Origin of the sequence: Brachybacterium sp. AOP42-C2-15 (assembly GCF_052377065.1) — a bacterium.
Lineage (GTDB): Bacteria > Actinomycetota > Actinomycetes > Actinomycetales > Dermabacteraceae > Brachybacterium.
In genome coordinates, this window is sequence record NZ_JBQSWK010000010.1 from 110,215 (window position 1) to 124,024 (window position 13,810).

Below are 13,810 nucleotides of genomic sequence, written 5' to 3' on the forward strand. Positions count from 1 at the left end.
CTCTCACTCTAAAGGCTGGGGAGGGGTCTCTTCGGCGCCCGTGCAGCTACTTCCGGCGCCCGTGTAGAAGCTGTGGATCACTGCGGCGACCTCCTCGCCGAGCACCTCGGCCAGAGGCGCGGGATCGGTGCGCGAGGGATCGAAGGGGGCTCGAGGGGAAGGCGCTGCCGCTGCACCGACGGCATCCGCGCTGACGGCATCGGGTGCGCCATCCGAGGGCTCCGCACCTGCGGGCGAACCCGTCTGGCCGGCGGCGTTCGTCCCCTCGGACGGGCCCGGCGTCCCTGCAGCGCCCGTCGGTTCCCCGCCGCTCGCCGTGGGCACCAGGTCCTCGAGGGTGAGCCCGCGCAGGGTCAGCAGCAGCACCGGGTGCTCGTCGACCGCCTCGACCAGCACGTACAGCAGCGCGGCCACGTGCCGGCAGGGCCCGGGCCAGTCCAGGCACGAGCAGTCATGGGAGAGCTCGGCGGCACTCCGCGGGAGCAACGACACCTCGGACCGCGCCAGCTCTGCCTCGACCTCCTGCGGGTAGCTCCCGCCGGCCATCCGGGCCGGGAGCTCGGGACGAGTCCTTGCGACCTGCAGGAACGCCTGTCGGTCACCCTCCCGGAAGGCGGGCAGCTCGAGGCGTGCCTGGTACAGCTCGCCGTCGGCGTCCAGGACGTCGCCGCGAGCGACCCCCACGGCGACATCCAGCCACTGCACCCTTCCGGCGCGGGCGTCGGCCTTGCCCCGGCCCACCCTCGCAGCACCCAGCAGATCCTCCGCCCCCTGGCGCAGGGCGACGGCATGCCAGCCCTTGCCGATGGGGCCACGGCGCGAGATCAGCTCGATGCTCACAGCCCGTCCTCTTCGTCCTCGAGGGAGAGCAGGTCGAACAGGCGATCGTTGTCGAGGGAGGCCAGCCAGTCCTCGCCGGGGCCGACGGTCAGCTCCGCGAGCGACTGCTTGTCCTGGAGCACGGTGTCGATCTTCTCCTCGACGGTCCCGGCGCTGACCAGCTTGCTCACCGTCACGTCCCGGCGCTGGCCGATGCGGAAGGCACGGTCGGTGGCCTGGTTCTCCACGGCGGGGTTCCACCAGCGATCCAGGTGCACCACGTGGTTCGCGGCGGTGAGGGTCAGGCCGGTGCCGCCGGCGCGGAGGCTCAGCAGCATCAGCCCGGGCCGGTCGCGGTGCTCCTGGAACTCGGCGACCATCTGATCCCGATCCCGCTTGGAGACCCCGCCATGCAGGAAGGGCGCCGACGACACCCCCAGCTCCGCGAACTTCTCCTCCCAATACGGCACCAGCAGGTGCCCGAAGGTCGTGAACTGGGTGAACAGCAGCACCTTCTCGCCCTTCTCGAAGGCGGCGCCCAGCAGGTCGTCCACCAGCTCGAGCTTGCCCGAGCGATGCTCGCCGTCGCGCACCAGCGGGGACCCGTCGCCCAGGTAGTGGGTGGGGTGGTTGCACACCTGCTTGAGACGGGTGATGGCGGAGACCACCAGGGTGCGGCGGTTCTTCTCCTCGGCGCCGTCGATCTGGACCATCAGGTCCTGCACGATCGCCTCGTACAGCCCGGCCTGCTCCGGGGTCAGGTTCACCACCCGCGTCAGCTCGATCTTCTCCGGCAGGTCCTTGATGATCGAGCGGTCCGTCTTCAGCCGTCGCTGGATGAACGGGGAGGTGACGAGCTTGAGGCGGCTGATCGCGGCACCGTCCCCCTCCTCCTCGATCGGGGTCGCTATCCGATCCTGGAAACTCTTCGCGCTCCCCAGCAGCCCGGGATTCACGACCTCCATCAGGGAGTGGAGGTCCGCCAGCCGGTTCTCGACCGGGGTGCCGGTCAGGGCCAGCCGGTGCGGGGCCTGCAGCGAGCGAGCGGCCCGGGTGACCTGGGTGGCGGGGGTCTTGACGTGCTGGGCCTCATCGAACACCAGGCGATGCCAGGGCACGGCGGAGAGCACCCGCAGGTCGCGGGCGAGCAGCGAATAGGTGGTGACCACCAGGTCGAGGTCCGCGGCACCCTTCACGAACGCCTCGTCCCGCAGTCGGTCACCGCCGTGATGGACGTGCACCTTCAGCTGCGGGGCGAAGGTCGCGGCCTCGCGCTGCCAGGCCCCCACCACGGACATCGGGCACACCAACAGGGTGGGACCCACGGGCTGAGGGCCCGCTATGTGGGGGCCCGCTGGGTGCAGGACTCCAGGATGAAGGGCTGCAGGCTGGGGGATTGCAGGCTGGGTGCCTGAGGCCTGCGGGGGGACCTGACCGGGCAGCCCTTCCCGTTCCCGGCACAGCAGCGCGAGCACCTGCATCGTCTTGCCGAGCCCCATGTCGTCGGCGAGGATCCCGCCGAGGCCCTGCTGGTCCAGGGCCCACAGCCAGTTCAGCCCGTCGAGCTGATAGAGCCGCAGCGTGGCCCGCAGCGAGCGCGGCTGTGGATAGTGCGGCGCGCCGCCACCGCCCGGCATCAGCCGTGCCAGGCCGTGGCTGCCCCCTGAGACGAGTGCGGAGACCCCGAAGTCGACGTCCGCCGCATCGGGGGAGAGGATCAGGGAGAACATCTCCAGCCAGGGGGCGCGGCCCACGACCTCTGCCGGGACCGGAGCGGGTGGCAGCGGGGCGGCGACGTGGCCACCGCGGACCGGTGGGGGGACCACCTGCTTCCGCTTCTCGCGGGTGCGGCCCGCGAAGGTGTCGAGGAACTTCTCCGCGGCGCGCAGGGTGGTCGCATCCAGGCGCACCCATTGGCCGCGCAGCTGCACGAGCTCGGACTGCGCCTCCCGGATCTGCTCCATCTCCATCTCGGTCAGCTCGGTCTCTCCCACGGCGACCCGCCAGCGGAAGGAGACCATCGCTCCGAGCCCCACTCCGGAGCCCTTGCGCTCGCCAGGCTCCTCCTCGACCTCCTGCGGGCGCAGCGTCGTCTTCTGCTTCGTCCAGTCGCGGGGCAGCAGCACCGTCACCCCGGCCTCCTCGAGGGAGGGGGTGTCACCGGAGAGGAACTCCGAGGCCTCGGCGGTGGTCAGCAGCCAGTCCACGCCGGTGTCATCCACGGCGGCGCCGCGCACGGTGGGGGCCAGTCGCATCACCGCGGCGGAGGCTTCGGCGGCGCCTGCGGTGCTCAGATCGCCCACCGCACGCAGATCGGCGACCGGATGCACGGTCCCGTCGGGCTCCCGCAGGCAGGTCTGCAGCGGCCAGGCGGTGCCCAGGGGCGGCTCGAACAGCCGTACCACCAGTTCGCTGTCCCCGGAGCTGAGCTTCACTCCCGGGCGGCCGGAGTCCACGAGGGTGTCGAAGGCGGCGGTGATCCGGCGCTGGGTGGGCAGGTCTGCACGCAGCTCGCCCTCGTCGGCCAGCGCCCACAGCACTCCGTGCTTGTCTGCGGCCGGGGGCGGGACGCGGCGCAGGTGTGCGGCGAAGGCATGCCGTGCGTGCCCGTCGACCAGGGCGTGCAGCATCCGGGGCGCATCGCGGTCGGGGGCGCGCCACTGCATCACCGGGCGTCCGTAGCGTTCCTCGGCCCGTGCCCGCAGATGGCGCTGCTCCACCAGGGCCTGGGCGCGAATGTCCAGCACGATCGCGGCCACCAGATCGGGCATCGCGATCAGCTCGTCCGCGAGCCGGGCGGCAGCGCCATCGCTGATCAGGGACGCGAGGTGGTCGGTGAAATCCTCCCCGAACCGCTCTTCGAGCAGCGTGGACGCCCCGCCCACCAGCGCGGTCAGCGCCGCACCGTCGAGTGCCAGGGCGGGCACCCGGCGGTCGCCGTCGCGGCCGGGGATCCGCACCCGGTGGCGCAGCAGGTCGGGGGCGTCGGCCAGGGCCTCGGCGATCACCGGCGGGGCATCGCTGCGCAGGGCGGAGAGATCCTCGAGCGCGCGCGATCGGCCCGGCCCGGTCTGCTCTCGCACCCACAGCGCAGGGCCCAGGTCGTCATCGACGACGAGGTGCAGGCGGCGAACAGGCATGACCTCAGACTATGCGGCGGGGCGGACAGTCGCCGGGCCGGGCGCCCGACTGTGGACGAACGCTCAGAGCCCGTCGATGATCAGCGCCGTCGCGTCGAGCCAGGCTTCCTTCGTCTTGGCGGAGACCCGGGGCCAGTCCAGATGGGAGCCGTCCACGAACTGCTGCTCATAGGGCACCTCGGTGACCGCGCGGGTATGGGCGCCGAAGTGGGCGAGCAGGCGGCTGCGCAGAGTCGGATCGAACTTCCCCTTGGAGGAGTGGGACAGGATCGTGACCGCATGGTCGACCTGCTCCGCGAGGCCGGTCGCCCGCAGCTCATCGATCATCCAGGCCGCGGCGTTGAAGGTGTCCTCGCGCACGGTCGAGACGATGACCAGCTGGTCTGCGCTCTTGACCGCGGCGAGCCAGTTCGAGGCGCGCACGTTGTTGCCGGTGTCGATGACCTTGATCCGGTAGAACCGGGAGAGGGCGTCGTTGAGGTCGGCGAAGGCGGTCTCGTCGATCGAGGCGGCCGAGCCCGGATCCTCGTCGGAGGCGAGGATGTCGAACCGCATCTCGCCCTGGGGACGCACATACGGATCGAGGTCCGCATTGCTCGCCGCGGGGGCGCGCAGGGTCTCGATGTCGTGGAGCAGATCCACAGCGGTGCGGTGGTGGTCCGTGGGGATGCCCCGCCAGCCCAAGGTGCCGCGGGTCTCGTTGTTGTCCCAGGCCAGCACGTTTCCGCCACGAGTCACGCCGAGGGTCGCCGCGACCATCAGTGACGCGGTGGTCTTGTGGGCGCCGCCCTTGAGGTTCACCACCGCGATGTTCCGCGGGCCCTCGAGCGGCCGACGGATCCGCTCCAGACGCTCGGTCTCCATCCGCTCACGACGGTTCGGCCGCGGGGAGATCACACCGCCGGTGAGACGGGTGATGAAGCCCGGCACCCCGCGGGTGGCCTTGACCTTCTCGCGCTTGGAGGTCGAGGACTGCAGGTCCTGGAGTGTGGGCCGGTGGGCGTCCTTCTCCGGAACGGTCCGGGCTGGCAGCGGACGCTTCCGAGCCGTCTCCTGCGCGGTCCGCGACGCGGGACGAGAGGACGGTGCCGGTGACGCCGACGATGCGGACGATGCGGACGCCGCCGAAGGAGCCGACGGGGCTGACAGAGCCGACCGGGCAGACGGTGCAGACATCGCCGACGGGGCAGACGGTGCAGACATCGCCGACGGGGCCGATGAAGCAGACATCGCCGACGGGGCCGACGGGGCCGATAGGGCTGACGGCGCAGACGCGGCAGAGGACGCCGAGACGGCAGAGGTGGCCGACGGGCCGGAACCGGCTGAGGCGGCGAGCGATGCCGAGGTGCCGGATACGGCGGAGACGCCCGACGGGCCCGAACCGCCCCGGGCAGCGGGCAGCGTCGACGGAGGCATCGCGGCAGCCCGACGGCGGCGGGCCCCGTGCGGGCGCACCGTGGGCAGCTCCCCGGTCGCCGGCGAGCCGATCGCGGCATGCTCACCGGTAGCTGGCGAGCCGATCGCCGCATGCTCACCGGTGACCGGACCGCGGAGCGCCGCCTGGTCGATGCTGCTGAGGTCCGCGGTGTCATCGGTGGGTGGGGCGATCAGCGGATCGTCGATCCCGGGGCCGTACAGCGGGCGGTCGTCCGCCTCGCGGCCGGTGATCCGTCCCGTCGGCTCCACCAGCAGGTGGTGACGAACATGCGGCTCGACGATCACCACGGCGATGTCCTGCCCGGTCGCCTTCGCGGAGGTGATGAAGGCCTGCTTCACCCGGTCCCGGATCTCCGGCAGGTCAGCGCCGGAGACCTCGACGGTCTCGTCGGCGAGGTGCACGGTGGCAGTCGTATCGGAGGTGATCCGCGCCTGCGCGATCATCTGGGTTCCTTCCGCGTACTGAGCGCCGCCGCGTCCGAGGACGGGCGGCTTGGTTCGGGACCACTCTACGGGCGCACGGCCGGGTGCTCCCCCTGTTGCTCACCTACAGTGGCGGCGTGCACACCACATTGCTCAGCGATCCCGCGATCCCCGGGATGGATGAGGACGCCGGCGGGGTGCTCGGCGAGGTCGCGGTGCTGCTCGACGGAGCCGGAGTGCCGCGGCGCTTCCGAGCCGGTTGCAGCCATTCGGTCAGCTGGTTCTCCCATGCCCTGGCCGCGCGTCTGCTCGGGCACGCCCAGGATCCGACGGTTCCGCTCCGGACCGCGCTGGCCCGCGCGATCGAGGACGTGGGCGCGCTGCACCAGGCCACCTGTGACCTCGATCGTGGCGGACCCTCGGCGACCGTGGTCGCAGTGCGACGCACCGAGGAGCGGCTGGAGCATCTGGTGCTCTGTGACTCCTCGTTGCTGCTGCACGGCCCCGGCGGCGACGTCATGCGGGTGACGGACACCAGGGTCGAAGAGGTGGTGCGCTCCGAACGGACCGCCGACGCGATCGAAGCGCGACGCAACAGGCCGGGCGGCTTCTGGGTGGCTCGGCATGAGCCCGAGGCGGCCGACGAGGCGATCGAGGGAAGCAGCCCGCTCGCACAGTGGCAGAGGGCGCATCTGGTCTCGGACGGAGTCACCCGTGCCGTGGACCTGCTGGGGCTGCACAACGACGCCTCGCTCGCCGCCTCTCTGGCGAAGGACCCGCAGGCGCTGCTGCGCCAGCTGCGCGCCGCAGAAGCGGGGCTGGCCCCGGCTCGCCGTCCCCGGAAGCTGCACGATGATGCGACCGTCCTCACACTTTGCCTGACCGGCCCGTGAGGACGCTCCTGAAGCTGGGAACTCCCCGGGTGTCGACCATCCGTTCAGGCCTCGGGCGCGTGGTCTGCAGCACTTCGTGAGGTGGCGGGGAACCGTCCTCCAGCCTGGCGATTTGCCCGGTTCATGACGCGCCCTTGAAGCGCGGGACACCGAGGAATACCTTTGCCGAACCTGCATGTCACCTGCAAGAACACTCAGTGCTGCCGCGTTTGCAGAGGCCGCTTGAAGGCCTATGCTCAGGAGCACGACGGGAACGCCAGGAAGGGCTCCCGCTCGGCGGCCAGGGGGTGGCGCCCATCCCCGATTCGGCTGATACTCTTCCGAGAGTCGGAAGACGTTGAAAATTTTATAGATGTGCCGTTCCTCAAGACCCCCCTCATGGGGAGCGGCCAGACGGGCATCAATGCCAGGTTCCCCCACCTATGGCAGCCCGTCCGCCTGTTCGCCCGCACCCACCCCTGACGGACGACAGGCCTGACGAGCGGTCCGCGAGCCCCCGACATTGTCGGTTGAGTGCTCCGGGCCGCTCGTCGCTTTTTGCGTCAGACCCAGCCTGTGCCGCAGATGCCCTTCTCATATCCTGCCCAGCGCCCAGTCTGCTGTGGAGCTCGCCGCGGATCTCGTGTCGCGCTCACCGCGGATCCCGGTCGCGTCCGAGCCACAATCGGTGCAGGTGTGGCTCGGACGCGACCGAAATCGTCAGGCGACTGCTCAGGCTGCGCCTGGTGGCTGCGCTCCTGTCGCTCGCGAGCTCGCAATGCGTCGCTCAGGCTGCGCCTGTTGGCTGGCTCCTGTCGCTCGCGAGCTCGCAATGCGTCGCTCAGGCTGCGCCTGTTGGCTGGCTCCTATCGCTCGCAAGCTCGCAATACGTCGCTCAGCCGAGGATCGCGACGTCGCTGCCCGGATCGAGCCGGTAGCCGGCTCCGCGGACCGTCGAGATCAGGCGACGGTAGCGGCCGAGCTTGGTGCGCACCCGACGTACATGCACGTCGACCGTGCGCTCGCCGGTCTCCTCGGGGGCATCGACCCAGACCGTCTCCATGAGCTCCGTGCGGGAGATGGTGCGGCGGGCGTTCTGCGCGAGCTGGGCCAGCAGCTCGAACTCCTTGTACGTGAAGTCCACGTCGTGGCCGTCGATCCGCACCCGGCGCCCGAACAGGTCGATCACCAGGCTGTCCTCCGGCGCGGCCGAGGGGCTCAACGGGCTGACCGCGGTGGCCTGCAGGGTGCGCCGACGCACCGCCTCGGCATCCCGGCGGGCGGGAGCGTTCGGCGAGACGATGCCCGTGCGGCGCGGACGCAGCGGGCTGACCGCGGCGACCCCCTGGCTGCGGGGCGGCAGCGCGCGGGAGCCCGTACGGCCCGCAGCGGCGAAGGAGTTCGGGCTGTTCACCGCGACGGTGGTGCGACCGTCGCGGGCTGCGACCAGGCGCTGAGCCCGGGTGCGCAGCTCATCGGCGATCAGGGCGGTCTCGACGTCGCCGGTGCCTGCGGGCAGGGTGACGGACACGGTGATGGTGACCGCATCCTCCGCGGCCCTGGGGCGCGGGGCGGTGCCACCGACCCGGTACAGGGGGCGCGGGGCGGCGAAGCGGAGGTCGGTGTGGTGAGTGGGGCGATCCAGGGTGATGGTCATGATGCGAGTTCTCCGAGGTGCGGCGCGGTGAGCGCGGCGGCTGGTGGACCCGGGATCCCTGGAGATCGACGCCCTCAGGCGGATCGTTCAGGGGGTGTGCTCCCGGTAGCACCTGGAGCCCGCGCCTTCCGGCCGGCTCCTGTCAGCCGACCCTGGAGGTGTCTTGAGCTCTAGAGGCTCGGCTGACGATGCATCATCGGCATCATCATCATGAACATCATCGAGCGCATCGCGGAGCTGACCACCCGGTGGGTGGTCTCGCGGAATGCGGCGATCGAGGTCATAGGAGGAGCATGCCCCGCCCCACCCCGGAGAGCAAGAGGGTGTTCACAGTGTGGAACGGCGTCGCCGCGGGACGTCACACGGCGTCACCCGCCGTCACCTGCCGTCATGCGACGTCACCTGCCGCCACCGGTGGCCACGGAAGCGCGCGACGCGCGGGGGCGTCCGTGGGCAAACAGGCCCATAGTGGGAGAGGTGCTGCGCAGGCGTCCCCTGCATGCTCGGGCGCCGGAACGCCCCGACGCACTGCGCGCCCCCACCGGAGGGCGGGGGCGCGCAGATCGTGCGACGTGCTGCGGGGCGGTGAGGTCAGTCGACGACGCCGAAGAGGCGGTCTCCCGCATCGCCGAGGCCCGGCACGATGTAGCCCTTCTCGTCGAGCTTCTCATCGATGGCGGCGGTGACGATGGTGAGGTCGATCGAGGGATCGATCTGCTCCTCCATCGCCTTGAGCCCTTCGGGGGCGGCCAGCAGGGTCACGCAGGTGATGTCGCGGGCGCCGCGCTCGTGGAGGTACTCGCAGGTGGCGATGAGGGTATGGCCGGTGGCGAGCATCGGGTCCAGCACGAAGCACTGGCGCCCGGTGAGGTCGTCGGGCAGACGGTTCGCGTACGTGGTGACCTCGAGGGTCTCGTCGTTGCGCAGCATGCCGAGGAAGCCCACCTCGGCGGTGGGGAGCAGGCGGGTGAGGCCGTCGAGCATGCCGAGGCCGGCGCGCAGGATCGGCACCACCATCGGCTTGGGGTTGGTGAGCCGGGTGCCGGTCATCGTGGTCACCGGGGTCTCGATCTGCACCGGGGCGACGGCGACGTTCCGGGTCGCCTCATAGGCGAGCAGGGTCACCAGCTCATCGGCGAGCTGCCGGAACACGGAGGAGTGGGTGGCGCGATTGCGCAGCACCGACAGCTTGTGGGCGACGAGCGGATGGTCGATCTCGAGAACGCGCATGAGGCGAATCTACCGGAGCGCCGCGGCGCGCATGCGCGTTCCGCCCCCGCGAGAGGGGTGAGCCAGGCCTCCTCGTGACGAACTGGTGCGGAACCACGAGGTCGAGAACCCGGACGACGGCCAGCCCCCGGGAGCGCCGGGCAGGGATACTCGTCCCCATGACCCGACCCGAGCACCTCTACTACACCGCGGTCACCCTCGACGGATTCCTCGCCGATGAGCACGACGGACTCGACTGGCTGCTCTCCCAGCCCCTCGAGCAGGGGAGCCTGCTGGACTACGACACCTTCTACGCCCGGGTGGGCGCGCTGGTGATGGGGCGGAGCACTTATCAGTGGATCCTGGACCACCCCGCCGAGCAGTTCGCGGACACCGACGGCTGGCCGTACGACAAGCCGACCTTCGTCTTCTCCCATCGCGACCTCGAGCCCGCCGCGGAGACGGTCCGCATCGTCTCGGGCAGCCCGCAGTCACACCATGAGCGGATCGCGGCCGCCGCCGGGGACGGCGCCGTGTGGATCGTCGGGGGAGGTTCTCTGGCCGCCGAGTTCGCGCGGACCGGGCTGCTCGACGAGGTGCTGGTCTCGATCGCGCCGGTGACTCTCGGATCCGGGAAGCCGCTGCTGGACGGCGCGTTCGACCTGGAGCTGCTCGAGCACGGCACCAACGGAGCCTTCCTCGAGGCCCGCTACCGGGTGGTGGGCGAGCGTCCCTGAGGCGCGCGCGACAATGGACCCATGACCGATGACGAGCTGATGGGCCTGGCGATCGACGAGGCCCGAGCGGCCGCCGACCGCGAACCGGCCGACGTCCCGATCGGCGCCGTCGTCGTCGGCCCCGACGGCGAGGTGCTCGCCACCGCCGGCAACCGCCGCGAGGCCGACGAGGACCCCACCGCCCACGCCGAGATCCTCGCGCTGCGCCGCGCGGCAGAAGTGACCGGCCGCTGGAACCTCACCGGCTGCACGCTCGTGGTCACCCTCGAGCCGTGCACCATGTGCGCCGGGGCGATCGTGCTGGCCCGGACGCACCGAGTGGTGGTCGGCGCCATGGATCCCAAGGCGGGCGCGGCCGGGTCCCTCTATGACCTGGTGCGCGAGCCTCGGCTGAACCATCGGGTCGAGCTCACCACCGGGGTGCGCGGCCAGGAATGCGGGGACCTGCTGCGGGACTTCTTCCGGGCGCGGCGGAAGCGGGCCGCGGGAGGACAGCCTGATCCGATCGTCTGATCTGGAGGACCGGATCGCTTCCTGGTGACTTTCAGCTCCGCGACGTCGCCGTCGGTCGAGGCGGGCTGTTCGATCGTGCCACAGGAGCTCGGACGATCTGTCCAGCCTGTGGGCTTGGAATCTCGCCATTCGAACGCCGCTACTACACTGGCGCCGATATCGAGCAGGTCGAGGAGCAGTCATGAATGCACGCTTGCCGTCATCGGCCGTGGTCGCCGAGGACGTCTCGAAGGTCTTCTTCTCCGGGCAGGATCCGGTGTGGGCCCTCGAGGACTTCTCGCTGACCCTCGACCCGGGGTCCTTCACCTGCATCGTCGGCCCCTCCGGCTGCGGGAAGTCCACCTTCCTGCGGATCCTCGGCGGGCTCGAGGAGCGCACCGTGGGCACGGTGACGATGCCCGATGAAGGGCAGCGGATCCCTGCGGCGTTCGTGTTCCAGGAGCACGGCGTCTTCCCCTGGATGACGGTGCTGGACAACATCGGATTCGGCCTGCGGATGAGCGGGATCGGCAAGGCGGAGCGCACCGGCATCGCCCGCGACTGGCTCAGCAGGGTGCGGCTGGACGACTTCGCCGACGCCTACCCCCACCAGCTCTCCGGTGGCATGCGCCAGCGCGTCGCGATCGCCAGGGCCTTCGCCACCGGCTCCCCGCTGCTGCTGATGGATGAGCCGCTCGGTGCGCTCGACGCCCAGACCCGCATGCTCATGCAGGAGGAGCTCATCGCCCTGTGGGAGCAGGAGCGCAAGACGGTCCTGATGGTCACGCATGACATCGATGAGGCGATCATCCTCTCCGACCGCGTGATCGTGATGTCCGGCCGTCCCGGCACCCTGCGCGAGGACATCACCGTCCCCTTCGATCGCCCCCGCTCCTTCGACATCGAGCGCAGCCCCGAGTTCAGCGAGCTGCGCTCCCGCATCTGGAACCTGCTGCGCGAGGATGCGCGCACCGCCGAGGAGACCGCATGAGCGCCACCGATACCCCTGTGCGCGGCGATCGAGAGCAGCGCACCCTGGTCGCCGCCACGGCGCAGCGCGCCCGCGAGCGCACCCTGGCCACCCGTGATCTGGTGCTGTCGATCATCACTCCGATCCTGCTGCTGGTGCTGTGGGAGCTCAGCGCGCGCGGCCAGGTCATCGACCCGCGCTTCTTCCCGCCGCCCACGCAGATCGTCACCGCCGGGTACGAGATGCTCCTCGACGGCGAGCTGTGGATGCACACCGCCCCCACCCTGATGCGACTGTTCGTGGGCGGTGGTCTCGGGGCGCTCGCCGGGATCGTGGTGGGCCTGCTGATGGGCTCTTCACGCGCGCTGAACGCCGCGCTCGGCCCGCTCTTCTCGGCCCTCTACCCGCTGCCGAAGATCGCGATCTTCCCGATCCTGCTGATGATCTTCGGCCCCACCGAGACGCCGAAGATCATCGCGGTCTTCATCACCACCTTCTTCATCATGCAGATCAACACCGTCTCCGGCGTGTGGGCGATCGACCGCAAGCTGCTCGAGGCGGGTGCCGCCTATGGCGCGCGGGGCTTCGACCGGTTCCGCTTCGTGGTCCTGCCCGGCGCGATGCCCTTCGTGTTCTCCGGGCTGAAGACCGCCACCGGCACCGCCGTGGTGGTGGTCACCGCGGTCGAGTTCACGGGCGCGACCACCACCGGGCTCGGCTACCTGATCTGGAACTCCTGGCAGCTGTTCATCCCCGAGAAGCTCTACGTGGGCCTGGTGGTCATCGGCGTCATCGGCGCGACCGTCACCACCGTGCTCAGTCGTTCCGAGAAGCTGCTGCTGCCCTGGCGCCGCGAGCGCTGAGCGGCACCCCACCCGAAGATCCCGCACACCCGAAGACCCCGCGCTTCCGAGGACCTCACCGGAAGAGCCACCCGAAGACCTCACCCGAAGACCCCTGCATAGGAGCACGTCATGCGTCGTCGTACCCTTCTCTCCCTCGCCTCCGCGACCGCCGTGGGAGGGGCCCTGGCCGCCTGCGGCTCCGCCGTCACCGGTGAGGATCCCGCTGCCGGCGGCGAGGCCGGCTCCGGCTCCGGCGCCGTGCGCGTGGGCCACCTGCCCTCGGCGCTGTTCGCCCCGCTGTACGTGGCTGACGCGATGGGCTACTTCGAGGAGGAGGGCATCACCCTCGAGCTCACCCCGCTGAAGTCCGGGCAGGACGGCATTCCGATGCTCTCGAACAACCAGCTCGACGTGATGGTCGCGGGCGTCAGCGCCGGCATGTTCAACGCGCTCGAGCAGGGACTCGCCTTCAAGGTCGTCGGCTCGATGGGCATCTCTCCGGGCGACCCCGAGAACTCGCCCACCGCTCTCGAGGTCCGCCAGGAGCTCATCGACGACGGCTCGGTCACCTCCGTCGCGGATCTCAAGGGTCGCACCATCGGCGTCGCCGGCGGCCCCGGCGCGACCGGCGGCTACCTGCTCGCGGCCATGCTCGAGGAGGGCGGCCTGACCCTGGCCGACGTGGAGATCTCCAACCTCTCCACCCCCGATCAGGAGCCCGCCATCACCAACGGCTCGATCGACGCGGCGACCCCCTCGGCGCCCTTCTCCACCTCGATGGAGGAGGCGGGCGTGGCCTCCCCGATCGCTGTCCCCAAGCAGGGCACCACCGGCACCGGCGTGATCTACTCGGAGACCTTCGTGGGCGCGGAGCTCGCCCAGGGCTTCTTCACCGCGCTGGCCAAGGGTGCCCAGGAGCTCTCGGAGGACGGCGTGCAGACCGATGAGGTCTACCAGATCCTCGCCGACACCCTCGGCCAGGAGATCGACGTGCTCAAGGCCTCGCCGATGTACACCTACCTGCCCGACCTCGCCCCGCAGCCCGAACAGCTCGAGGCGATGCAGGCGGCGTGGATCCAGGCGGAGCAGATCACCTACACCGAGCCGCTCGACGTGGCCGGGATCGTCGATGCGAGCTTTGCGGAGGGCGCGAGCGCCTGATCCCGACGCTGTCGACCGTTGCGCCGTGGGGGGTGTTGGGGCGCCGAA

At 70.6% G+C, this 13,810-nt stretch carries 11 protein-coding genes; 6 read left to right on the plus strand and 5 right to left on the minus strand.

Going from position 1 to position 13,810, the window contains the following annotated elements; genetic code table 11:
* Positions 1–3 precede the first annotated feature (3 nt).
* The 3 genes from ACT3SQ_RS07705 to ACT3SQ_RS07715 all read right to left on the minus strand — a co-directional run bounded on the left by ACT3SQ_RS07705 (position 4) and on the right by ACT3SQ_RS07715 (position 5,840).
* Complete coding sequence (locus ACT3SQ_RS07705; protein WP_441443967.1) at positions 4–840, minus strand: SWIM zinc finger family protein; 837 nt, start codon at positions 838–840, stop codon at positions 4–6.
* Positions 837–3,959 carry a DEAD/DEAH box helicase gene (locus ACT3SQ_RS07710; protein ID WP_441443968.1) on the minus strand — a complete coding sequence of 1,041 codons (3,123 nt, stop codon included), beginning with the start codon at positions 3,957–3,959 and terminating at the stop codon, positions 837–839. Before ACT3SQ_RS07710 ends, ACT3SQ_RS07705 begins: the two co-directional genes overlap by 4 nt.
* Positions 3,960–4,022: 63 nt before the next feature.
* A complete protein-coding gene (locus ACT3SQ_RS07715; protein ID WP_441443969.1) occupies positions 4,023–5,840 on the minus strand; it encodes a MinD/ParA family ATP-binding protein in 1,818 nt (605 codons plus the stop codon).
* 116 nt (positions 5,841–5,956) lie between these two features.
* Here ACT3SQ_RS07715 and ACT3SQ_RS07720 point away from each other — a divergent pair, with 116 nt between their 5' ends.
* The gene (locus ACT3SQ_RS07720) at positions 5,957–6,712 is read left to right on the plus strand and encodes a protein phosphatase 2C domain-containing protein (RefSeq protein ID WP_441443970.1); all 756 of its coding nucleotides are present in this window, start codon (positions 5,957–5,959) and stop codon (positions 6,710–6,712) included.
* Positions 6,713–7,586: 874 nt separating this feature from the next.
* On the opposite strand, the gene ACT3SQ_RS07725 is transcribed toward ACT3SQ_RS07720, so the two are convergent.
* Both ACT3SQ_RS07725 and upp read right to left on the minus strand, forming a co-directional pair.
* The gene (locus ACT3SQ_RS07725; RefSeq protein ID WP_444601025.1) at positions 7,587–8,348 is read right to left on the minus strand and encodes a winged helix-turn-helix domain-containing protein; all 762 of its coding nucleotides are present in this window, start codon (positions 8,346–8,348) and stop codon (positions 7,587–7,589) included.
* A 591-nt stretch (positions 8,349–8,939) separates the two neighbouring features.
* On the minus strand, positions 8,940–9,578 hold the full coding sequence (gene upp / locus ACT3SQ_RS07730) for a uracil phosphoribosyltransferase (RefSeq protein WP_441443972.1): 639 nt from the start codon (positions 9,576–9,578) through the stop codon (positions 8,940–8,942).
* Positions 9,579–9,736: 158 nt separating this feature from the next.
* Between upp and ACT3SQ_RS07735 the strand changes: the two genes are divergently transcribed.
* The 5 genes from ACT3SQ_RS07735 to ACT3SQ_RS07755 all read left to right on the plus strand — a co-directional run bounded on the left by ACT3SQ_RS07735 (position 9,737) and on the right by ACT3SQ_RS07755 (position 13,762).
* The gene (locus ACT3SQ_RS07735; RefSeq protein ID WP_441443973.1) at positions 9,737–10,294 is read left to right on the plus strand and encodes a dihydrofolate reductase family protein; all 558 of its coding nucleotides are present in this window, start codon (positions 9,737–9,739) and stop codon (positions 10,292–10,294) included.
* A 21-nt stretch (positions 10,295–10,315) separates the two neighbouring features.
* The gene (gene tadA, locus ACT3SQ_RS07740) at positions 10,316–10,807 is read left to right on the plus strand and encodes a tRNA adenosine(34) deaminase TadA (RefSeq protein WP_441443974.1); all 492 of its coding nucleotides are present in this window, start codon (positions 10,316–10,318) and stop codon (positions 10,805–10,807) included.
* Positions 10,808–10,988: 181 nt separating this feature from the next.
* On the plus strand, positions 10,989–11,777 hold the full coding sequence (locus ACT3SQ_RS07745) for an ABC transporter ATP-binding protein (protein WP_441443975.1): 789 nt from the start codon (positions 10,989–10,991) through the stop codon (positions 11,775–11,777).
* A complete protein-coding gene (locus ACT3SQ_RS07750) occupies positions 11,774–12,619 on the plus strand; it encodes an ABC transporter permease (RefSeq protein WP_441443976.1) in 846 nt (281 codons plus the stop codon). Before ACT3SQ_RS07745 ends, ACT3SQ_RS07750 begins: the two co-directional genes overlap by 4 nt.
* 111 nt (positions 12,620–12,730) lie before the next feature.
* Entirely contained in the window at positions 12,731–13,762 is a 1,032-nt protein-coding gene (locus ACT3SQ_RS07755) for an ABC transporter substrate-binding protein (protein ID WP_441443977.1), read from the plus strand.
* Positions 13,763–13,810 lie beyond the last annotated feature (48 nt).